We start from the raw sequence: 22,647 nt of genomic DNA on the forward strand, positions 1-22,647 counted from the left end.
GGGGCGCGCAGGCATGCGGCCCCGCGCCAGGGTTCAGTGACTGATCATCCAGGGCCGGCCGGCGGGCTGCTTGAGCGCCGCCGCCGGGTTGGCCTGCGCCGGCTTGCCGATCGCCCCGCCGCCGCTCGCGCCGGCCAGCGTCGCGCGCCCGCCCGAACAGCAGCCGCAGCCGGGCCGGTGACGGCCCCCACCGCCGCCGCCACCCTCGCCCGATTGACGCGGCGCATGGGCGGCGCGCTCGTTGGTGGCGTGCGCGGTGCGCCGGTCGCCCGCCATCAGCGCCAGCGCGGGCGCGGTCAGCCGCCGCGCGCCGATCGTGCCGCACGCGGGGCATGGCGCGGGCCGGTCGCGCTCGGCGATCGCGCGCATCGCGACGAACGGCCCGCAGGCCTCGCAGTGAAAGTCGTAGATCGGCATCTCGGGCGCTCCGTGCTCAGGCGTGAGTCAGGTCGTACGAGATCGGCAGGTCCACCTCGCCCGTCACGTGCCGCACCGGCCCCTGCGCGTTCGGCCGGATGTCGAAATCGAAGATCTGGGTCGGCAGCCACAGCGTCGCGCAGGCGTTCGGAATGTCCACCACGCCGCTGATATGCCCCTGCACCGGCGCGCAGCCGAGCAGCGAATAGGCCTGCGCGCCCGAGTAGCCGAACTTCTTCAGGTATTCGATGGCGTTCAGGCAGGCCTGGCGATAGGCGACGGTCACGTCGAGGTAATGCTGGCCGCCCGACTCGTCGACGGAAATGCCCTCGAAGATCAGGTAGTCGTTGTAGTTCGGCGTGATCGGGCTCGGCTGGAACACCGGGTTGCGGATGCCGTACTTGGCCATGCCGCCCTTGATCAGGTTCACGCGCATGTGCACCCAGCCGGCCATCTCGATCGCGCCGCAGAACGTGATCTCGCCGTCGCCCTGGCTGAAGTGCAGGTCGCCGACCGACAGCCCCGCGCCATCCACGTACACCGGGAAGAACACCTTCGAGCCGCGCGACAGATCCTTGATGTCGCAATTGCCGCCGTGTTCGCGCGGCGGCACGGTGCGCGCGCCTTCGGCGGCTGCCTTGGCCTTCGCGTCGCCGGCCAGGCTGCCCATGTGCGCGGTGGCCGCGAACGGCGGGTTGGCCAGCGGCGGCACGCGTTCCGGGTCGGTCGCGATCAGGGCCGTCTCGCGCGTGTTCCAGGTTTCGAGCAGCTTCGGATCGGGTAGGCAGCCGATCAGGCCCGGGTGGATCAGGCCCGCGAAGTTCACGCCGGGAATATGGCGCGAGCTGGTGTACAGGCCGTGGAAATCCCAGATCGACTTCTGCGCCGACGGGAAATGGTCGGTCAGGAAGCCGCCGCCGTTGGTCTTCGAGAAGAAGCCGTTGAAGCCCCATTGGCTGTCGGACTTCGCGCCGATGTCGAGCAGGTCGACCACCAGCAGGTCGCCCGGCTCGGCGCCCTTCACGCCGACCGGGCCGGACAGGAAGTGGACGATCGACAGGTCGATGTCGCGCACGTCGTCGGCGCTGTCGTCGTTCTTGATGAAGCCGCCGGTCCAGTCGTAGGTTTCGAGCACGAAGTCGTCGCCGGGCTTGACCCAGCACGCCATCGGGATGTCGGGGTGCCAGCGGTTGTGGACTTGTTCGTTTTCGTAGGCGGACTGGTTCAGGTCGACCTTGATCAGGGTTTCGGGCATTTCGCACGCTCCTCGGTGCTGCGTTGGACGATGACGGCGCGCACGCCGTCAGACGGACAGGTATTCGCGAATGCGGTCGGCGTCGCCGGCCTCGCGGGTACTCTGGTGAACGAAACGGCCGCCCTCGATCACGAACAGCCGGTCGGCCACCTCGAGCGCGAAGCTCAGCACCTGCTCGGACACCACGATCGCGATGTCGCGCGAGGCGCGGATCTGGTTCAGCGCCTTGGCGATGTCCTTGATCACGGACGGCTGAATGCCTTCGGTCGGCTCGTCGAGCAGCAGCACCTTCGGATCGGTGGCCAGCGCCCGCGCGATCGCCAGTTGCTGCTGCTGGCCGCCCGACAGGTTGCCGCCCTTGCGGCGGCGCATGTCCCACAGCACCGGGAACAGCGCGTACAGCTCCTCGGGCACGGTTTGCGTGGGCGCGTTCTCCAGGCCGGTGCGGATGTTCTCCTCCACCGTCAGCGACGCGAAGATCTGCCGGCCCTGCGGCACGTAGCCGATGCCCTTGGCCACGCGCCGGAAGCTCTCGTCCTTCGAGACATCGGCGCCGCCCACCTTCACGGTGCCGCGGCTGGCCGGCAGCATGCCGATCAGCGACTTGAACAGCGTGGTCTTGCCCATGCCGTTGCGGCCCATCACCGCGACGCTTTCGCGGTTGCCGACCGAAAAGCCGATGCCGTGCAGCACCTCGCTCTGGCCGTAACTGACGACGAGATCGTCGACTTCGAGCATGTCGGGTTCCTCCTTTTCAGTGGCCCAGATAAACGTCGATCACGCGCGGGTCCGCCTGCACCGTGGCCATCGGCCCTTCGGCCAGGATCTTTCCCTGATGCATCACGGTGACCTTGTGCGCGATCCGCTCGACGAACGCCATGTCGTGCTCGATGACGATCATCGAGCGCTGCTGGCAGATCCGGCCCAGCAGCTCGGCCGTGATCTCGCGCTCCTTCACGCTCATGCCGGCGATCGGCTCGTCGAGCATCAACAGTTCGGGGTCCTGCATGAGCAGCATGCCGATCTCCAGCCACTGCTTCTGGCCGTGCGACAGCAGCCCGGCCTCCATGTCGAGCACCGCGGCCAGACCGATTTCCTCGGCCACCGCCAGCACCTGGTCGGTCACCGCGCTGTCGCGCCGGAACGCCAGCGCGCCGAACACGCCGCGCCCGCGCGGATACGACACCTCCAGGTTCTGCGACACCGACAGGTTTTCGTAGATCGACGGCGTCTGGAACTTGCGGCCGATGCCCTTGCGCACGCGCCGGAATTCGGCCAGCCGCGTGATTTCCTCGTTGCGGAACTTGATGCTGCCGGCCGTCTCGCGGGTCTTGCCGCAGATCAGGTCGAGCAGCGTGGTCTTGCCGGCGCCGTTCGGGCCGATCACCACGCGCAGCTCGCCGCGTTCGAGATAGAGGTTCAGCGAATCGATCGCCTTGAAGCCGTCGAACGACACGGTCAGGTCCTCGACCGCGAGCAGGAAGTCGGTATTGCTCATCGTCAGGCCTCCTGGTTGGCCGGCTCGCCGAGCCAGCGCCGCAGCCGCGGCCGTGCATGCGCCTCGTACAGCCCCGCGATGCCGTTCGGGAACGCCATCACCACGCCGATGAACATCGCCGCCATCAGGAACAGCCACAGGTTCGGGAAGCTCTCCGAGAACCAGGTCTTGCCGAGATTGACGAGGATCGTGCCGAGCACCGCGCCCGCCACCGACATGCGCCCGCCCACCGCCGCGTAGATCACCATCTCGATCGACGGCACGATGCCGACGAACGACGGCGACATGAAGCCCACCTGCAGCGTGAACATCGCGCCGCCGACCGCCGCGAGCAGCGCCGCCACGCAGAACGCGAACACCTTGAACATCGCCACGTCGTAGCCGGAAAAACGCACCCGGTCCTCCTTGTCGCGCATCGCCAGCAGCAGCGTGCCGAGCTTGCCGCGCTGCACCCAGCGGCAGGCCAGCATGGCCACGATCAGCAGCGCCGCGTTGACGAAATACAGCACGTATTTCGACGCGTTCGACTGGATGCTCCAGCCCAGCAGCGTGCGCAGATCGGTGATGCCGTTCACGCCGCCCGTATAGCCCTGCTGGCCGATGATCAGCACCGACAGGATCAGCGCCACGGCCTGCGTGATGATCGCGAAATACACGCCGCCCACGCGCCGCTTGAACATCGCGAAGCCCACCACGAAGGCCAGCAGCGTGGGCACCACCAGCACCGCGAGGATCGCGAACGGCAGCGAGTGGAACGGCTGCCACCAGCCCGGCAGCGCGGTGAGCTGGTTCCAGTCCATGAAATCGGGAATGCCGGGCGTGGTCTGGGTCTTGGTCGAGACGGGATCGGACGCCTCCAGCTTCAGGAACATCGCCATCGCGTAGCCGCCCAGGCCGAAGAACACGCCCTGCCCCAGACTCAGCACGCCGCCGTAGCCCCAGGCGATCACCAGGCCCACCGCGACGAACGCGTAGGTCAGGTACTTGCCCATCAGGTTCAGGCGGAACGCGTCGAGCGCGAGCGGAAACACCACGACGATCAGGATCGCCAGCAGCACGATGCCGGCATAGCCGGAGGCGTCGGCGCGGCGCGCCAGCGCGCGCCAGCCGCCCGGCTTGGCCGGGCCGGCGGGCGAGACGAGCTTGCCCGCGACGGATTGGATGGGTTCCATGATTGCTCTCCGGTCAGGAGGTCAGAATTCGGTTGAACTGAACGGTCGATGCGGGCAACCGCACGGGTCTACGCCGGTCAGGCGCGCCGCACCTTCGAGGCGAACAGGCCTTGCGGGCGCAGCATCAGGATGATCACGACGGTCAGCAGCGTCAGCACGCGCGCCGTCGAGCCGGACAGGAAGAACTCGCTGATCGACTGCATCTGCGCGATGCCGAACGCCGAGGCCACCGTGCCGAGCAGGCTCGCCGCGCCGCCGAACGTCACCACCAGGAACGAATCGACGATGTAGAGCGAACCGCTGGTCGGCCCGGTCGAGCCGATCGCCGTGAACGCCGCGCCGGCCACGCCGGCCACCCCGCAGCCGATCGCGAACGTCATCCGGTCGGTGAGCCGCGTGTTGATACCGGCGGCGTTCGCCATCGGCCGGTTGGCCACCGTGGCGCGCACCCGCAGGCCCCAGCGCGAGCGGTACAGCGCGAGCAGCAGGCCGCCCGTCATGACCAGCGCCAGCCCCATCACGAACATGCCGCTCACGGGAATGTCGAGGCCCTGCGACGGCTCCCACGAGCCCATCAGCCAGTCGGGCAGTTGCGGGCTGACTTCCTTCGGGCCGAACGTCGAGCGGAACACCTGCTGCATGCCGAGGCTCAGGCCCCAGGTGGCGAGCAGCGTGTCGAGCGGGCGGCGGTACAGGTGGCGAATCAGCGCCCATTCGGCCAGCCAGCCGGCCGCGAACGCGATGAAGAACGCGGCCACGATCGCGATGAAGAAATACACCGGCGTGATCGCGTGCCAGACGTTCTGCGCGAACCACGAGAACAGATAGACGGTGTACGCGCCGATCGTCATGAATTCGCCGTGGGCCATGTTGATCACGCCCATCTGGCCGAAGATCACGGCGAGGCCGAGGCCCATCAGCAGCAGGACGCTGAACAGGCTCAGGCCGGCGAAGCCCTGCATCAGCGTGATATTGAAAATGTCGGTAGCGGACATCGAAAACCTCCTCGCGCGGCGGCCGGGCGGCCGCCGCCATGCGCGTGATACAGCGTGCGGAGCCTCGCGGCCCCGCGCCGGCTTACATGTAGCCCTTCGGGAACGGGTTCGGCTGGATCGGCGCGTCCGATGCCGCCACCACCTTGAACTGGCCGTCCGCCTGGCCTTCGCCGATCAGCGAGCGGCTCCACAGGTGATGGTTCGGATCGACCTTCGCGTAGCCCTGCGGCGCGTTCTTCAGCTCGATGCCGGCCGAGGCGGCCACCACCTTGTCCACGTCGAAGCTGCCGGCGCGCTCGCAGGCCGCCTTCCAGATCCACGGCCCGAGGTAGGCCGCCTGCGTGACGTCGCCGATCACCGATTTCTGGCCGTAGCGCGCCTTGAACGCCTGCACGAATTTCTTGTTGTTGTCGTTGTCGAGCGATTCGAAATACTTCATCGACGAGAAGAAGCCCGCGAAGTTTTCGCCGCCGATGCCGAGCACCTCGTCCTCGGTCACCGACAGCGTCAGCAGGAACTGCTTCTGCGGCGTGATGCCGGCCGCCTTGAGCTGCTTGTAGAACGCCACGTTCGAGCCGCCCACCACGGTCGCGAAGATGCAATCCGGGCGCGCCAGCTTGATCTTGTTCATCAGCGAGTAGAAATCGGTGGTGCCGAGCGGGTAGTACTCCTCGCCCACCACCTTCGCGTGCAGGTGCTGCTCGATATGGCGGCGCGCGATCTTGTTCGAGGTGCGCGGCCAGATGTAGTCCGAACCGATCAGGAAGAAGCTCTTGGCCTTCTTGGTGTTCGAGGCCCAGTCGAGCGCCCAGACGATCTGCTGGGTCGCTTCCTGGCCCGTGTAGAACACGTTCTTCGACTGCTCCAGGCCTTCGTAGAAGGTCGGGTAGTACAGCAGGCCGTTGTCCTTCTCGAACACCGGCAGCACCGCCTTGCGCGAGGCCGAGGTCCAGCAGCCGAACACCGCCGCCACGTGGTCGTTTTCCAGCAGCTTCTTCGATTTCTCGGCGAACGTCGGCCAGTCGGACGCGCCGTCTTCCTGAATGATCTGGATCTTGCGGCCGAGCACGCCGCCCATCGCGTTGATCTGTTCGATCGCGAGCCGCTCCGCCTGGATCGAGCCCGTCTCGGAGATCGCCATCGTGCCGGTGGCCGAGTGCAGCTGGCCGACCGTCACCGTGGTGTCCGTGACGGCCAGCTTGGTCGTGTTGACCTTGGCGGTCGGCGGGGTCTGCGCATAACCGGCGCGCGGCAGGCCGAGCGCCATCAGCGGCGCGGCGGCGAGGCCGCCGATCAGGCGCCGGCGCAGCGGCGACGGGGCTTCGTCATCGAATCGATCGTCTACGGACATCACATTCTCCTTGTCGGGTCGCACCGCCGGCGAATCGTGGCCGGCGTGTGAGGCGAAATGTAGGAAGCCAAATAAACGATCGAAATACGTCGATTGACGTATATCCGGGCCCGCGCCTGGAATGTAACTTGCGTGACGCATGCCTCCCGCCACGGACGCACCAACCTGGATCACCCGAGATGGCATCCATGCACCCGAGCGCCGCACCCGCCCCCGAGCACGCGGCGCGACCCAGCACGCAGCGCATCGTCAAGGTGCGGCGCGACTACAACGCCTGGGTCGGCGACGAAACCCTCGAGGATTACGCGCTGCGCTACACCCCGAGTTCGTTCCGGCGCTGGTCGGAATTCCGGGTCGCGAACACCGCGATCGGCGCGGTGTCGTTCCTGGTGCTGGAGGCGATCGGCGGCAGCCTGGTAGTGGATTACGGCTTCACCAACGCGGTGTGCGCGATCGCCGCCGTGTCGGTGCTGATCTGGCTGACCAGCCTGCCGATCAGCTATTACGCGGCGCGCCACGGCGTGGACATGGACCTGCTCACGCGCGGCGCCGGCTTCGGCTATATCGGCTCGACCGTCACCTCGCTGCTGTACGCGAGCTTCACGTTCATCTTCTTCGCGCTGGAGGCGGCGATCATGTCGCTCGCGCTCCAGATGATGTTTCCGATCTCGATCGGCCTCGCCTATGTGATCAGTTCGCTGGTGGTGATTCCGATCGTGATGTTCGGCATCACGCTGATCAACCGCCTGCAAAGCTGGACCCAGCCGCTGTGGCTGGTGCTGTTCGTGCTGCCGTACGCGGGGGTGCTGTGGCACCACCCGGAGCTGCTGCGCGAATGGTCCACGTTCGCCGGCTTCGCGCACGAGGGACGCGCGTTCAGCACGATCGCGTTCGGGCAGGCGGCCACCGTGGTGTTCGCGCTGATCGTGCAGGTCGGCGAGCAGGTGGATTACCTGCGCTTCCTGCCGCCGCTCACGCGCAAGAACCGCCGGCGCTGGTGGATCGCGCTGCTGTCGGCCGGCCCCGGCTGGATCGTGCCGGGCGCGCTGAAGATGCTCGGCGGCGCGTTCCTCGCGTTCATCGCGATCCAGCACGAGATCGACGTGGCGCACGCGGTGCAGCCCACCCAGATGTACCTGGTCGCCTATCACCTGCTGCTCGACCCGCTCGGGCTGGCCGCTTGGGCGGTGCCGGCCGCGGTGCTGTTCGTGATCGTCTCGCAGTTGAAGATCAACGTGACCAACGCCTACGCCGGCTCGCTCGCGTGGTCGAACTTCTTCGCGCGGCTCACGCACAGCCACCCGGGGCGCGTGGTGTGGCTGGTGTTCAACGTGCTGATCGCGCTGCTGCTGGTGGAGCTGGGCGTATTCGACGCGATCGGCAAGGTGCTGTCGATGTACGCGAACGTGGCGATCGCGTGGGTGGGCGCGCTGTTCGCCGACCTGGTGGTCAACAAGCCGCTCGGCTACAGCCCGCGCGACATCGAGTTCAAGCGCGCGCACCTGTACGACATCAACCCGGTGGGCGTGGGCGCGATGGCGATCGCCGCCGTCACGGCGATGCTGGCGCACGGCGGCGCGTTCGGCGAGCTGGCGCAGGCGATGTCGCCGTTCATCGCGCTCGGCGTGGCGTTCGTCTGCGCGCCGGCCATCGCGATCCTCACGCGCGGGCGCTACTACCTCGCGCGCCAGGCCGAACCTGGGCCGCCTGGGCCACCCGGGTCACCTGCAGCGCTGCGGCGCTGCGCGATCTGCGAAAACGAATTCGAGCACGAGGACACCGCGTACTGCCCGGCCTACGGCGGCACCATCTGCTCGCTGTGCTGCTCGCTCGATTCGCGCTGCAACGACCGCTGCAAGCCGCATGCACGGATCGCCTCGCAACTCGACCGCGCGCTGCACCGGCTGTTCCCGAACGCGCGGCTCGGCGTGGCCGGGGTGCGGCTCGCGCATTACCTCGGCCTGGTGCTGGCGATGCTGATGCTGCTCGCCACCGTGCTCTACCTGATCTGGTCGCAGAGCGCCGACACGCTCGCGGTGCCCGGCTCGCCGGCCTGGCGCGAAGTGGCCGGCAGCTACGTGAAGGTGTTCGTGGCGCTGTCGCTGATCGGCTGCATCGCCGCGTGGTGGCTGGTGCTGGAACGCGAGAGCCGGCGCGTCACGCAGGAGGAATCGCAGCGCCAGACCGAGCTGCTGATGCACGAGATCGACGCGCACCAGAAAACCGACGCCGCGCTCAAGCGCGCCCGCGCCGCCGCCGAATCGGCCAACAGCGCGAAAAGCCGCTACGTGACGGGCTTGAGCCACGAGCTGCGCACGCCGCTGAACAGCATCCTCGGCTATGCGCAACTGCTGCTGCAGGGGCGCGACGACATTCCGCCCGCGCGGCTCAACGCGATCCGCACCATCCACCGCAGCGGCGAGCACCTGCTGGCGCTGGTCGACGGCCTGCTCGACGTGGCGCGCATCGAGGCCGGCAAGCTGCAACTGAATGTCACGCCGATCGCGCTGCCCGAATTCCTCGCGCAGATGACGGCGATGCTGCGCCCGCAAGCGGTGGAGAAGGCGATCGATTTCGCGGTGCAGCCGGCCGGCCGGCTGCCGGCCACCGTCAAGTCGGACCAGAAGTGCCTGAGCCAGATTTTGACGAACCTGATCGGCAACGCGATCCGCTTCACGCAGGCGGGCGGCGTGACGCTGCGCGTCGGCCACGCGCTCGACACGCTGACGTTCGAGGTGATCGACACCGGCCCCGGCATTCCGGCCGACGAGATGGAGCGGCTGTTCCTGCCGTTCGAGCGCGGCGAGGCGGCCAGCGCGCACGATCACGGCGCCGGGCTCGGGCTGACCATCTGCAAGCTGCTCACGCACGCGCTGGGCGGCAGCCTGGAGGTCGACAGCGAGGTCGGGCGCGGCACCCGCTTCGTCGTCAAGGTGTACGCGCCCACCGTGCGCACCGCCGTGCCGGCGCGCATCGAGCTGGCCGACATTCGCGGCTATCGCGGCACGCGGCGTGCGCTGCTGATCGTCGATGACCTGCCCGACCAGCGCGCGATCGTCGTGCAGATGCTCGCGCCGCTCGGCTTCGAGATCGTCGAGGCGGGCAGCGGCATCGACGCGCTGCGCTGGCTCGGCACCAACGCGGCCGACGCGATCCTGATGGATATCTCGATGCCCGACATGGACGGCTACGAGACCAGCCGGTTGATCCGCGAGCGGCGGATTTCCTCGGCGCCGATCATGCTGCTGTCGGCCAATGCGTTCGCCGACGACCGCGAGCGCGCGATCGCGATCGGCTGCGACGACTATCTGGTCAAGCCGGTGCAGGTGCCGGTGCTGCTCGACAAGCTCGCGGCGCTGCTGCGGATTGAATGGGAGCGTGCCGACGCTGCTGCGGCATCCTCCGAAGCGAGCCGCGAGGCCTCGCCCGTTTCGATGGCTGCCGCGATGGGTGTCGCGGCGACCGCCGACGGTGCGTCACCGTCGCCCCCGTCGTCGACACCGGTCGCGTCCGCCGCGCCGACCGAACCACCCCGCCTGCCGCGTTCGATGCACGCGCAACTCCGCGCGCTGCTCGACGTCGGCTACGTCGAAGGCCTGATCGAAGCGCTCGACGCCGCCGTGGCCCGCCGCCCGGCGCTGGCCGCCCCGCTCGCCGCGCTGCGCGCGCGGGCCGAACTGTTCCAACTGAAGGAGTTCGAGCATGAGCTTGACCGCCTGCCGCTCGGCGCCGATGACTGACGCCGCGTGCCCGCTGCCCGACGCCGCCCTGCCCGGCGTGCTCGGCAATCGCCCCGTGGTGCTGATCGTCGACGACACGCCCGACAACCTCGCGCTGCTGTCCGACACGCTGCGCGCCGACGGCTACGCGGTGCTGGTCGCCCTGAGCGGCGACGACGCGCTGAAGTGCCTGGCGCGCGTCACGCCCGACGTGGTGCTGCTCGACGCGATGATGCCGGGGCTCGACGGCTTCGAAACCTGCCGGCGCCTCAAGCTCGACGCGCGTCACGCGCATCTGCCGGTGATCTTCATGACCGCGCTGGCCGAAAGCGAGCACGTGGTGCAGGGCTTTCGGGTGGGCGGCATCGATTACGTGACCAAGCCGGTGCGGCCCGAGGAGGTGTGCGCGCGGATCGCCGCGCATGTGCAGCGCTCGCGCGCGCAGCGCTACGCCGACACGGTGCTCGAACTCGATGCGCGCGCGGCCGTGATCGTCGATGGCGGCGGCGCGATCCGCTGGCAGTCGGCGCAGGCGGCTGCGCGGCTGGATGGGTATCGCGAGCTTGGTGGCGACGGCAGTAGCGGCAGAAATGGCGGCGGTAGCGGTAACGGCGGCAGCACTAGCGGCGACCACAACGATCGCGACAGTGCGATCGCACACGGCACGACGACCGGCAGGCGCGCCCTGCCTCCCGAGCTGCATCGCTGGTTCGCCGAATGGCTCGAACAGGGCTGCCCCGACGAGGCCGCGCACGAGACGGCCGACGGCGCGGTACGTCGTTCGGCGCGCGTGACCGGCACGCCGGCACAGGGCGAATGGGTGATCGTGCTGGAGGCGTCCGACGACGGCGCGCAGGTCGCCGCGCTGATCGAGCGCTTCGGCCTGACCGTGCGCGAGGCCGAGGTGCTGCTGTGGGTGTCGCGCGGGAAGACCAACCGCGACATCGGCGACATCCTCGACATGGCCGCGCGCACCGTCAACAAGCACCTGGAGCACCTGTTCCGCAAGCTCCACGTCGAAACGCGCTCGGCCGCCGCCGCGCTGGCCGTCAAAGCCGCCGGGCGTGGTTAGCGCCTGGGCACTCAGCCGAGCGCCCCCGTGCAACTCGCCGCCGTCGCGTCGCCGGCCGGCGCGGCGTAAATGCGCACAGCCTTCACCGCCAGCACCGACGGGTTCGGCGTGCCCTTGATCGGAAAGCCCGAACCGAGCGCCAGATCGACCAACGGAAACAGCGGCAGCCGGTGCTCGGGCGGCGTGGACTGCCGCCACATGGGCCGACGGTCCAGATAGAACGTGATGTCCTCGGGCGTGACGCGCACGCCGTAATCGTGGAAGCCCGCCTCCAGCGCGCCGGGCGGCACCGGAATCGACCGCGAGCGGTGGCGCGATTTCGCCTTGTCCGCGCCGTCGTACCAGACATGCACGGCCGACTGATACGCGGTGTCGGCGTGGCCGTAGTATTCGACCGCGTCGATCTCGATGCCCGGCGAGCGGTCGCCGGCCGCCTTCAGCGTACTGAGCCAGAACGCGGGCCAAGTGCCCGGCCCGGTCGGCATTCGCAGGCTCGCCTCGAAATAGCCGTAGCGCACGCCGCTGCCCTTGCCGCCGGCGTCGGCCGCCGCGATCAGGCCCGACGTCCACTTGCCGTCGGCCGCGCGGCGCGCCGTGATCGCCAATCCATTGCCCGATACCGAGAACGGGCCGTTCGGGCCGGGGTCGGCGAACGCCGCGTCGCCGAAATCGCCGTTCCACGGCGTATGCGCGGTCCAGCGCGCGTCGCCGAGCGTGCGCGAGGCGATGCGGAAATCGGCGAACGTCTCGTCGAACACCAGGTTGTAGCCGCACAGATCGAGCCGGTCGGCGTCGAGCGGCGTTCTGGCGTTCACATGCGAGGTTGCCAGCGCGAGGCACAGCGCCAGCCCGGCCGCGCGCCTCATGCGCCGCGCCCCAGCAACTGCTCGCTGAGCCGCACATGCGCACGCACGTAATGCTGCGCGCCGAGGTCGCCCTGCTCGCCCATGCGCCGCTGCGCGCGCGCGGCGCGAGCGATCGACGCGGCAGGAGCGCGCGCCACCTCGACGATCGCCGCGCGCAGCGCCGGTGCGTCGCCGCCCGGCACGTAGCGCACCTCGTCACGCGTGAAATACGCCGACAACCCGCCCACGTCGCTCGCGATCACCGGCAGTCCCGACAGTACGGCCTCCTGAACGACCGTGATGCCGCTCGCGTGCAGGTTCGGCCGCAGCGGCACGCACACCAGCGTCGCGTCGGCGAACGCGGCCTCCAGCTCCGCGTTGCTGCGCGCGAGCCGGATCTCGACGTTGGCCGCGCCGCGCGCGAGCCCGGCCGGCACGCTGCCCGACAGGATCGTCAGCGCGATGCCCTCGACGTTGCGCACCGCCTCGATCAGCGTGGCCCAGTCGCGATGCCGGTCGTTGCCGAGCGCCAGCACGCGGATCGTGTCGCGCGACGCGCAACGCGGCGCCTGCCGCCGCTCGGACGGAATGCCGAAGCGCACCAGCTCCGTGCGCGCGGCCGGAAACAGCCGCCGCGCGATCGCGAGGTTGTCGGGCGAATGGAACGTCAGCACGTCGACGCGCCCGATCAAGCGCCGGAACAGCAGCTTGTGCGGCCACCACAGAGCGCGCCAGCGGTCGATCAGCCAGACCGACTGGCCGATCACCCGCACCCGCTTGCCGATCAGCAGGCCCACCGCCGCCACCGCCAGATACTGCGATTCGGTGTGGGTCCAGACCACGTCGGCCACGCGGATCGCATCGCGATTGCGCCAGGCGTGAACCAGGTCGAAACCGGTCGCGGCGCGCACGGCCAGCCGCAGCCACTTCGCCACGGCCGGCTCGGGCGCCGAGCGCGAGAACGCCACGCGGCACTGCATCGCGTCGGCGCGGCCATAGCCGTACGGCGTGGCGTCGTTCAGACCCACCAGCCGGCCGGCCTCGCGGCTGCGGCGCCATTGTTCGGCATCCTTGTCGATCGCCAGATGTGCGAACACCTGCAACGGGCGCGGGCGTCCGGTGTGGGCAGCATCGGCCGACGCCGCGTGCGCCGGCATGAGCGCCGCATCATCGAACGTGTCGAGTGCATCGAGATCGATCGGTTCACGGTAAGTGGACATGGCATGCGGCTCCGAAAAAAGATGAGGCGAATGCGACGCTCACTTCGCGCCGATATGCAGCACGCGCAGCGGATGGATCTTGCCGCGCACCACGTCCCAGAAGCCGATCACATTGCCGTGCAGGCGCCCCGGATAGTCGATGAACGGAAAGCGCAGCAGGCTCTTGACCACGTTCGCGCTGACGTTGCGCACGATGAAGCGCATCGCCACGCGGCGGCTCATGGTGCCCTTGTGATAGAGGTACAGCGGGTTGGCGATCTGCGAGTAGCCCATCCGCACGCCCGAGGTGCGGCCGCGCTTGCTGCCCAGGTGCACGCCCACGCAGCGCGGGTCGTACACCACCTTGCCGAGATGGCGGATCAAGCCGGTGAAATCGCGGTCCTCCTGCCACGCGTAGAGCGGCAGGTTTTCGTCGAAGCGAAACGAGCGCTGCGCCCGGCCGGTGATCGCCATGTTGCAGCCGTACACCGATTGCATCTCGCGCTGCGCATCGCCCGACGCCCAGTGCGCTTGCGGCGGCAGCGCGCCGCTCAGGTGCGCGAGCGCCTGCTGCTCGCTCAGGCCCGCGCCCATGATGCCGTCGGCCAGCACGCGGCCGGTCAGCGCGACGATCGCGCGATCTTCCTCGAACACCTGCTCGCAGCGCACCGCCCAATCGGCGGCCGGGCGGTAATCGTCGTCGAAGAACACCACGAACCAGTCGTTGTCGCCGGGCGTGGCGGTGTCGATCTCGCCCAGCAGGCGCGCGACGCCGTGGTTGCGCTGGCGCGTCAGGCCGGCGGTGGGCGCCAGGTCGATCACGAGCCGCGTGCGGGCGGCCAGCGCGTGGGCCTGCAGGCCCGCCACGTCCGACGGCTCCGCGCCCACCACGTACACCGCGTCGAGCGGCACCGTCTGCGCATCGAGCAGCGTCAGCAACGTGCGGCATTCGTCGGCCCGCCCCTTGGTCGCCACGATCACGTATTTCTTCATGTTTGCTCCCCCCTCGAATCGTTCGTATCCATCCGCCTGATTTTTTGCCTGCTCGTCCGCATGCCGCCTCACGCCGCCGGCCCGCCGCCCGCCTGGAACCGCCCCCGCAGCAACGGATTCGCGATGAAGCGCAGCATGTGATCGGACAGCCGCCGCCCCGGCATGAAGCAGCACAGGCTGATCGCGACCAGCGCCGCCTTCTTGCGCCAGTTCCAGTACGGGTTGGTCACGATCGAGCGGAAATAGCGCGGCGAGCCGAGCGCGAGCCAGCGCATGCGCGACGCGAACGGCCGCCCGTACAGCTCGGCGACGAACACCGATTTGGTGTACGAAAAATCCATCAGGTCGGCCGGCAGCGCCACGCCGAGCCGGTTCGCGGCCAGCGTCGACAGCAGCCGCCAGCGCTCGCGAAACTCTTGCGGCGTGTCCTTCCACTTCGCGGCGTTGGCGAACGAGATGTCGCGCGACTTGTCGGCGCGCAGGTTCGGCGCATGCGCGCGATAGCCGCCCAGCGCGTGATCGATCGCGCCCACCTGGCCCGTCAGCGCGATGCCGTAGATCGCGTAGAAATCCGCGCCGTACTTGCTGTCCATCGGCTCGCGGATCGGATAGATGCGCTTCAGGTTCGCGACGCGATAGGCATTGCCCGAGGCGGGCGGCGACGGATACAGCCAGCCCTTGCGCAGCGACGGCCCGCAATCGCGCGGCGGCCGCGAATTCGGGATCTGGCTGCCGGTCGCCACGCCGCCGCTCGAAAAGATGTCGAGCCGGTATTGCACCTTCGCCACGCGCGGGTCGGCAAAGCCGGCCGCCACTTCGGCCACGGCTTCGGGGTACAGAAAATCGTCGGCGTCGAGAAAGATCACGATCTCGGTGTCGAGCAGCTCGACCGCCGCGTTGTAGGCCGATACCTGCCCGCCGTTCTCCTTCAGGCGCAGGTCCACGGCCGCGCCGTAGGCGCGCAGGATCGCCACCGAATCGTCGGTCGAGCCGTCGTCGATCACCAGCACGCGCGCGGGCGGCACGCTTTGCGCGAGCGCCGAATCGACGGCTTGCCCGATGAACCGGCCATAGTTGTAGTTGCAGATCACCACCGTTACCGAAGGCAGGCTCACCGGTTTCTCCCAAGTTGCGATCAACGTTGCATCAAAGTTGCGATGCCGATCGGATGCGGCATGGCGCGCCTCACAGGCCGGCCGGCGAGCCGGCGCAGCGCCGCGCGCCGACGATTTCCGCCACCAGCCCGGCGCGCCACACGCCCACCAGCAGCACGCCGAGCATGGTCAGTTCGCCGAGCAGCCGCGCCACGCCCATGCCCATCGCGCCCCAGTGCGTGGCGAGCGGCACCGCGCAGGCCAGGTTGACGATCGCGCTGATCACGCCGCTGCGCGCGAGCAGGCCTTCGCGCTTGCGTGGAATCAGGAAGTACATGCCGAGCACCTGGGTGCAGACGCTCACCGGCAGCACGAACGCCAGCAGTTGCAGCACCGGCACCGCGTGCGCGAAGCCCGCGCCGAAGATGAACGGCACGACCCAGCCGGCCGCGAACACCGTCACGAACGTGGCCAGCGTCGCGCCGCCGAAGAAGAACGCGAAGATGCGCCGCGCCAACAGGTTGGCGCGCTGCGCGTCGCGGCCCACCAGGAACGTGACCTTCGGCACCAGGATCTGCGCGGCCGGCCCCATCAGGCTCAGGCCCGCGCCGATCAGCCGCTCGGCCACGCCGAACGCGCCCACCTCGGCGGCCGGCGCGAGCAGCGACAGCACGTAGGTCGAGGCGCCGATCAGCAGCACCGAGGTGCCGCCGTAAATGAAGATCACGGTGGATTGGCGAATCAGGCCGAGCGCATCACGCGGGCTCGACAGCAGCCCCGAGAATTCGCGGCGCACGGACCAGTACGCCAGCCCCAGTTGCACGACGCTCGACACGAGCAGCAGCGGGAACACGAACTTCAGATCGCCGGGCCGGTGGATGAAGCAGAAGATCATCGACAGCGACAGCACGAAGCCCACCACCTCGATCGCCACGCTCTTCTTGGCGCGCCCGGTGCTGGCGAAATACCAGCCGAGGTTGAACGCCGCGACCAGCCCCATCGCCACCACCGGCACGCCGATGCCCGGCACGCGCGCGAAGATCGCCGATTGGGTGGCCGCGATCGCGCCGACGATCGCGCCGGGCACGCACAGCACCAGCCGCGCGCTGAACTGGCGGCGCAGGATCGCCGCGCGTTCGGCGTCGGTCTGGGTATGCACGGTGTCGCGCGCGCCGACCGTCGAGAAGCCGTAGTTGACGAACAGCCAGATCGAGTTCGACAGCGACATGCCGGCCAGGATCACCGCGTAGCCGCCCGCGCCGAGCGTGCGCCCGTAGTACGGCAGCAGGAACAGCGGATACAGGTAGCGCGAGACGTACGACAGATAGACCGCGAACAGTTCGAAGCTCGACAGCGTCGGCTTGATGCGATTCATGGGCGGCCTCCGGTGCGTGAAGCGGCGTGGCGCATCGCGCCCGGGCGCGGCGCCTTTCGCCACGCCGCGCGCCAGCCCGCCGGCCCTGCTGCGCGCCGCCGTTCGCGCGCGCCGGCCGGCGCACGGCGGTTGACGGCCGCGAACGCCACCGCCGCGAACAGGTAGAAGCACGGGCCGAGATCGAACACGGCGGCCGAGATCGTCGCGCCGATCAGGTTCGCGAACATCGCCTGGCGCGCCGCGAAGCTGACGGCGGCGTCGCCGCGCGTGGTCGGCGCGCTGGGCGTGCGCGTCAGCGTGCGCAGCATGAACACGCCGTAAATCAGGAATCCGAACGCCCCGAGATTGCCGAGCAGCACCAGCGGAAAGCTCGACGCACGCGCGCTGCCGAGGCCCACACCGAGGCCGTGGGTATCGATCAGGTTGACCAGCGACTGCATGTTCCAGGCGCTGCGCTCGACGCCCGAATCGGTGTTCATCTTGTCGAACAGCGCGCCCGACAGCAGGTCGGACACGGTCTGGATCAGCGGCGAATCGATCGCGGCCAGCACGCCGCCGAGCAGCACCAGGCCGGCTGCGGCCAACACGATCAAGAGGCGCTTGCGGCCCCGGCTCGCCGGGTCGATCGTGTGCCACCGGCTCGCGACGAACACGATCAGGTAGCCGGCCAGGCCCGCGTAGGCCGTCGTCGAGGTCGACAGCATCAGCAGCACGAGCGTCGCGAACGCGAGCGCGCCACTCAGCACGCGCCGATAGCCGAACAGCCAGAGGCTCGATGAAAACGCGAACAGCGGCAGCGAGAACGCCGAGAACGCCGAGGTTTCGGTGAACGTGCCGCTGATGCGGCGCAGGCCTTCGACCTCGGCGCCGTCGAGGATCGCGTACTGCGCCGTCTTGATTTCGGACAGCACGTCGAGGCCGAGCAAGCCCGAGGCCAGATCGATCAGCGCAGCCATCACGTTCAACGCGGTCAACGCGAGGATCGCATCGGCGAACACGCGGCTCGCGTCGCGCCGGCGCAGATACACCGACGCCGCCACGTACAGCACGAACTCGCCGATCAGATAGACCGATTGCGACAGGTTGCCCGACACGGGCACGAGCGGCGTCAGCGCGAGCCGGCCGCCCGATGCATCGGCGCGGTCGATCGCGAACACGAAACTGTCGCCCTGCAGCACGCGCGGCAACAGCACGGCGCTCGCGCAGCCGAACACGGTCAGCACGCCGAGCCAGAACGCCGGCGACGCGGGCGTCAGTTCGCGCAGGAAGGCCGGTACGTCCTCGCGCAGCAGCGCGCGGCCCGCGAAGAACAGCAGGAACAGGTTGGCCGGCAGGATGCCGGTGCCGCCGATCGACAGCGCCTCGGTCGCGCCGAACAGCGTGCAGCAGGCCATCAAGGCCACGCCCCAGCGGAACGGCAGCGCGAAGCTCGCCACGCCCAGCACCGCGACGATCAGGCCGAATACGCTGATCTCCATGGCTAGGCCGCCGTATGCGCGAGAATGCGCCGCGCTACGTTCAAGCCATGCATGGCCGGATCTCCGCGAGCAGTTGCACGGCGCTCGCGCGCCAGGTCAGTTCGGCCGCGCGCGCCAGGCCGCGTGCGCGCATCGCGTCGCGTTCGGCCGGGTCGCCCGACACGCGCAGCAGGGCCGCCGCCAGCGCGGCCGGATCGTCGGGCGACACGTAGATCGCAGCGTCGCCGCACGCCTCGCGCACGGCCGGCAGGTCGGCCACCACGATCGGGCAGCCGAGCGTCATCGCCTCGACGGGCGGCAGGCCGAAGCCTTCGTAGCGGGACGGATGGACGAAGCACAGCGCGTGACGAAACAGCGTCTTCAGCTCGGCGTCGGACACGAAGCCCACATGCTTGACGTAATCGGGCAACGGCTGCGCACCGCTGCCGTAGACCGCCGGATCGGTGCCGCCCGCCACCACCACGTCGAAGCGGGCCTCGCCGATGTGGCGCAGCGCGTCGATCACGAGCCGGAAATTCTTGTGGCGGTTCAGGCTGCTGACCGCCAGCACGAACGGCCGCGCGCCGATGCCGTGGCGCGACAGGATCGTTTCGTCCTCCTCATGACGCAGCATGTGCTCGCCGCTCTCGGAGATCACGCCGATCTTGCCGCCCGGGATGCGATACGCGTCGATCAGCTCGCCGCGCGAGAAGCGCGACACCGTCACGATGCGCCGCGCCGCGCGCCCCACGCACGGCGCCATCACGCGATACCACGAGCGGAACGCGCGGCTGTAGCTGTCGGGCACGCGCACCGGCGCGGCATCGTGGATCACGGTGATCTGGTTGCGCATGAACAGCGGCGCGGAGTTGCACAGGTTCAGCAGCAGGCTGCCGCGCGCGGCGCCGGGCAACGCCCATTGCTCCCACGCCTGGCCGCGCCGGCCCTGCACCGTGCGCATCGGAATCCGCCCGAACGGATTGGCGATCGCGTAGGGGCCGTCGGGCACCAGCAGCTCGAGATCGAGCCCGGCCACCGACGGATCGCGCTCGGCGATCAGCGTGTCGATGCTGCGCATGATCTCGAACGCGAAGCGATCGACACCCGTGGCGGGACGGAACAGGAATCGCCCGTTCACCGCAATCTTTCGCACCCCGTTGGATGGTCGCATCGTGTTGGTCTGGTCCGTTCTTGATGTTCTGATTGTTCCGATCAGGCGGCGCGGCTGGCGCATGCCACGTGCCGCATGCCGCACGCCGTCGGCTGCTTCGATTCACGGATGGCGTCAGCCGTCACGAGCCGGGCCGTTCGGCGCCGGCTCCGCGATCGACACCGCTGCGCGGGCATTCCCCGACCCGCCGACACGGCCTGCCTATACAGCAGGTATCGTGCCAATCGCATCGCACGGCGTCGCGTGTGTTGCGACGCGCCAAAAGCGCCTGATTTCAAGGGGTTTCGCGCGTGGAACCGCGTGCGCGGTGCGCCTCGTCGGCCGATCTCGCGCCGATGTTCCCGATCGTTACGTAACCGTTGTCGGCTCGCGTTACGTAACGATCGGCAGCGGGATGCGTGCATCCGCCCGGCACCGCGCCGCGCGTCAAACGATTGCGCTTATTGCGCCGCAATAGCCGTGGCCGACCGCCGGTGCGCTCGGTCGCGCCATCGTTCGATCGATTTCGCTCGATACGAGTGAACGGCACGCATGTTGCTTGGATTCACGACATCACGACCTGCCGCCCACGATGCCGAACCCCGCCGCCCCGCTGTTATCCCGCCTCAAGCGCCACGCCGCCACCGGGCTCGCGACGATGCAGGCGGCGCTGCTGCGCGCGCGCCGCCGCCGTGCCGCCGCGCATCCGGCCGGCACCATCAAGATCGTGGCGCAGTTCGGGCTGACCAACGGCATCGTCAACGGCGCGCGCTATCAGGCGCAGACGCTGCGCCGGCTCGGCTACGCGGTCGAACTGGTGGACGTGACGGCGGCCGTCAAGCGGCCGTGGCGCAAGCTCGCCGCCACGCCGGGCGGCCTGTTCATCGTGCATTGCGGCGGCCCCGAGCTGCCGCTGCTCGCGTGGCCGCTGCGCGACGTGCTGGCGAGCGGCCGCACGATCGGCTATTTCGCGTGGGAATCGGCGCTGCCGCCGCAAGGCTGGCAGCGCGCCGCGCCACTTGTAGACGAGGTCTGGACGCCCAGCCCGTTCGCCGCCGAGGCGCTGGCGCCGGTGTTCGCGGTGCCGGTGGTGGTCGCGCCGCATGTGGTGGACCCGCGCGGCACGCCGCGCCGCTGGCGGCGCAACGAAGGCCCGCTCACGTTCCTGACGATGGCCGACGCGCGATCGAGCCTCGCGCGCAAGAATCCGCTCGGCGCGATCGCCGCGTTTCGCGCAGCGTTTCCGCACGAGCGCGACGTGCGGCTGATCGTCAAGCTCAAGCTGCACGGCGCGCCCGGCGAACTCGAACGGCTGCGCAAGGCCGTCGGCGGCGACCCGCGCATCGAACTGCTGACCGGCGTGCTGTCGCGCGAGGATGTGGAGGCGCTGTTCCGCGCGGCGCACGTGTTCGTCTCGCTGCATCGCGCGGAAGGCTTCGGCCTGCCGCTGCTGGAGGCGATGGGCCTGGGGCTGGCCGCCGTCGCGACCGGCTGGTCCGGCAACCTGGTGTTCATGAACGCGGGCAACAGCCTGCTGGTCGAGCACACGGTGCGCGTCGGGCAGGACGAAGGCGGCGTATACGGCACGGTGGCCTGGGCCGATCCCGATCTCGCGCACGCCGCCGCGCAGTTGCACAGGCTCCACGACGATCCCGATTTCCTGCATTGCCTGATCGAAACCGGCTGGCGCGATTGCCGCACCGACGCGCAATTGCAGCGCTTTCGCGCGGGCGTCGCCGCGAGCCGGCTGCTGCCGGTTTGCGTGGTGCGCGAGGCTGGAGGAGGCGCGGCGGCAGCGGCGTAACGTTCGCGTCGAGGCACCTTCAAAGCGCCCTCGCCACATCAAGCCATCTGCTTCGCGCGCACACCAGCCGTCTGCGCCACCACTTCCGCGAACTCGCGCCGGAACCGCTCGGCCCCGAAGCGCTGCGCATTCGCGCGGCACGCCACCGGATCGAACGGCCCCATCGTCTCGAAGCGCTCCACGGCCGCCACGATGGCATCGACGCTCTGCTCGCGGAAGAACACGCCGGTGCGCCGCAGCGGATCGTCGGACTCGACCACCGTTTCGAGCGCGCCGCCCCGCCCGTAGGCGATCACCGGCGTGCCGCAGGCCTGCGCCTCGACCGGCGCGATGCCGAAATCCTCCTCCGCCGCGAACACGAACGCGCGGGCGCGCTGCATGTAGCTGACCAGCACGTCGTTGGGCTGATAGCCGAGCAGCGTCACGTTCGGCGCGTCGATCGCCTGCACCTTGGCAAGATCGGGGCCGTCGCCGATCACCACCAGCCGCCGGCCCGGCATCTTCGCGAACGCCTCGACGATCAGCGGCAGGCGCTTGTACGGCACCATTCGCGAGGCCGTGAAGTAGAACGATTCCTTGTCGGTGCGCAGGCTGAAGCGGTCGATGTCGACCGGCGGATACACCACCCTGGCCGCGTAGCCGTAGGCCTTGCGGATGCGCCGCGCGATGAAGCCCGAGTTCGCGACGAACGCATCCACGCCGTGCGCCGTGCGCTGATCCCAGATCCGCATGTAGTGCAGCAGCGCACGCGCGAGCCAGCTCTTCGGGCCGGACGTCAGGCCCGATTCGGCCAGATAGCGATGCTGCAGATCCCATGCATAGCGGATCGGCGAATGCACGTAGCTGACATGCAGTTGATCCGGCCCGGTCAGGATGCCCTTGGCGACGGCGTGGCTCGACGAGATCACCAGGTCGTAGCCCGACACGTCGAGCTGCTCGATCGCGAGCGGCATCAGCGGCAGGTACGCGCGATAGCGCTTGCGCGCCCACGGCAGGCGCTGGATGAACGAGGTGCGCGCGCGCTTGCCGTGCAGCGTGCGGCGATCCTCGTCGGACAGGAAATCGACCACCGCGAACAGGTCGGCGTCGGGCCAGATCGACAGGATCTGCTCCAGCACCTTCTCGGAACCGGCGTAGGTGGTCAGCCATTCGTGCACCACGGCCACCCGGCCGAAGCTCGGCGGCGGCAGCGGCGCCGCCGCCGGTTCGGGCGGCAACAGCGCGTCGTTCGGGATCGTCCAGTTCATCGCA

The 22,647-nt window shown here is 69.1% G+C and carries 18 protein-coding genes; 3 read left to right on the forward strand and 15 right to left on the reverse strand.

Annotated features, from left to right (window positions below):
- Positions 1-33: 33 nt before the first annotated feature.
- The 7 genes from AB4850_RS26645 to urtA form a co-directional block, all read right to left on the reverse strand.
- On the reverse strand, positions 34-417 hold the full coding sequence (locus tag AB4850_RS26645) for an FmdB family zinc ribbon protein (RefSeq protein ID WP_414442446.1): 384 nt from the start codon (positions 415-417) through the stop codon (positions 34-36).
- Between the two features lie 16 nt (positions 418-433).
- Complete coding sequence (gene fmdA / locus AB4850_RS26650) at positions 434-1,672, reverse strand: formamidase (RefSeq protein WP_414442447.1); 1,239 nt, start codon at positions 1,670-1,672, stop codon at positions 434-436.
- A 48-nt stretch (positions 1,673-1,720) separates the two neighbouring features.
- On the reverse strand, positions 1,721-2,410 hold the full coding sequence (urtE, locus tag AB4850_RS26655; protein ID WP_414442448.1) for an urea ABC transporter ATP-binding subunit UrtE: 690 nt from the start codon (positions 2,408-2,410) through the stop codon (positions 1,721-1,723).
- Positions 2,411-2,426: 16 nt separating this feature from the next.
- On the reverse strand, positions 2,427-3,170 hold the full coding sequence (urtD, locus tag AB4850_RS26660) for an urea ABC transporter ATP-binding protein UrtD (RefSeq protein ID WP_414442449.1): 744 nt from the start codon (positions 3,168-3,170) through the stop codon (positions 2,427-2,429).
- Positions 3,171-3,172: 2 nt separating this feature from the next.
- Positions 3,173-4,342 carry an urea ABC transporter permease subunit UrtC gene (gene urtC, locus AB4850_RS26665; RefSeq protein WP_414442450.1) on the reverse strand — a complete coding sequence of 390 codons (1,170 nt, stop codon included), beginning with the start codon at positions 4,340-4,342 and terminating at the stop codon, positions 3,173-3,175.
- Between the two features lie 77 nt (positions 4,343-4,419).
- A complete protein-coding gene (urtB, locus tag AB4850_RS26670) occupies positions 4,420-5,337 on the reverse strand; it encodes an urea ABC transporter permease subunit UrtB (protein ID WP_414442451.1) in 918 nt (305 codons plus the stop codon).
- Positions 5,338-5,419: 82 nt separating this feature from the next.
- Positions 5,420-6,688, reverse strand: a complete 1,269-nt coding sequence (gene urtA / locus AB4850_RS26675; RefSeq protein WP_414442452.1) for an urea ABC transporter substrate-binding protein — start codon at positions 6,686-6,688, stop codon at positions 5,420-5,422.
- Positions 6,689-6,867: 179 nt separating this feature from the next.
- Here urtA and AB4850_RS26680 point away from each other — a divergent pair, with 179 nt between their 5' ends.
- Together AB4850_RS26680 and AB4850_RS26685 are read left to right on the forward strand one after the other, a co-directional pair.
- Positions 6,868-10,428, forward strand: a complete 3,561-nt coding sequence (locus AB4850_RS26680; RefSeq protein ID WP_414442453.1) for an ATP-binding protein — start codon at positions 6,868-6,870, stop codon at positions 10,426-10,428.
- Between the two features lie 55 nt (positions 10,429-10,483).
- Positions 10,484-11,479: a response regulator gene (locus tag AB4850_RS26685; protein WP_414445620.1), complete on the forward strand. Its 996-nt coding sequence runs from the start codon at positions 10,484-10,486 to the stop codon at positions 11,477-11,479.
- An 11-nt stretch (positions 11,480-11,490) separates the two neighbouring features.
- Here the strand turns inward: AB4850_RS26685 and AB4850_RS26690 are convergent, their stop codons facing one another.
- The 7 genes from AB4850_RS26690 to AB4850_RS26720 all read right to left on the reverse strand — a co-directional run bounded on the left by AB4850_RS26690 (position 11,491) and on the right by AB4850_RS26720 (position 19,580).
- Positions 11,491-12,345: a glycoside hydrolase family 16 protein gene (locus AB4850_RS26690; protein WP_414442454.1), complete on the reverse strand. Its 855-nt coding sequence runs from the start codon at positions 12,343-12,345 to the stop codon at positions 11,491-11,493.
- On the reverse strand, positions 12,342-13,544 hold the full coding sequence (locus AB4850_RS26695; RefSeq protein ID WP_414442455.1) for a glycosyltransferase: 1,203 nt from the start codon (positions 13,542-13,544) through the stop codon (positions 12,342-12,344). Before AB4850_RS26695 ends, AB4850_RS26690 begins: the two co-directional genes overlap by 4 nt.
- Positions 13,545-13,583: 39 nt before the next feature.
- Positions 13,584-14,516, reverse strand: coding sequence for a glycosyltransferase family 2 protein (locus AB4850_RS26700; RefSeq protein ID WP_414442456.1), 933 nt, complete (start codon positions 14,514-14,516; stop codon positions 13,584-13,586).
- A gap of 68 nt (positions 14,517-14,584) precedes the next feature.
- Complete coding sequence (locus AB4850_RS26705; protein ID WP_414442457.1) at positions 14,585-15,631, reverse strand: glycosyltransferase family 2 protein; 1,047 nt, start codon at positions 15,629-15,631, stop codon at positions 14,585-14,587.
- A 70-nt stretch (positions 15,632-15,701) separates the two neighbouring features.
- A complete protein-coding gene (locus AB4850_RS26710; RefSeq protein ID WP_414442458.1) occupies positions 15,702-16,985 on the reverse strand; it encodes a polysaccharide biosynthesis C-terminal domain-containing protein in 1,284 nt (427 codons plus the stop codon).
- On the reverse strand, positions 16,982-18,463 hold the full coding sequence (locus AB4850_RS26715) for a hypothetical protein (RefSeq protein ID WP_414442459.1): 1,482 nt from the start codon (positions 18,461-18,463) through the stop codon (positions 16,982-16,984). Before AB4850_RS26715 ends, AB4850_RS26710 begins: the two co-directional genes overlap by 4 nt.
- Positions 18,464-18,503: 40 nt before the next feature.
- Positions 18,504-19,580: a glycosyltransferase family 4 protein gene (locus tag AB4850_RS26720; RefSeq protein ID WP_414442460.1), complete on the reverse strand. Its 1,077-nt coding sequence runs from the start codon at positions 19,578-19,580 to the stop codon at positions 18,504-18,506.
- 571 nt (positions 19,581-20,151) lie between these two features.
- On the opposite strand from AB4850_RS26720, the gene AB4850_RS26725 reads away from it, so the two are divergent.
- Positions 20,152-21,396, forward strand: coding sequence for a glycosyltransferase (locus AB4850_RS26725; protein ID WP_414442461.1), 1,245 nt, complete (start codon positions 20,152-20,154; stop codon positions 21,394-21,396).
- Positions 21,397-21,434: 38 nt separating this feature from the next.
- On the opposite strand, the gene AB4850_RS26730 is transcribed toward AB4850_RS26725, so the two are convergent.
- A complete protein-coding gene (locus AB4850_RS26730; protein ID WP_414442462.1) occupies positions 21,435-22,643 on the reverse strand; it encodes a glycosyltransferase family 4 protein in 1,209 nt (402 codons plus the stop codon).
- Positions 22,644-22,647: the final 4 nt, after the last annotated feature.

The sequence above is a fragment of the Burkholderia sp. 22PA0106 genome, assembly GCF_047497155.1.
Lineage (GTDB): Bacteria > Pseudomonadota > Gammaproteobacteria > Burkholderiales > Burkholderiaceae > Burkholderia.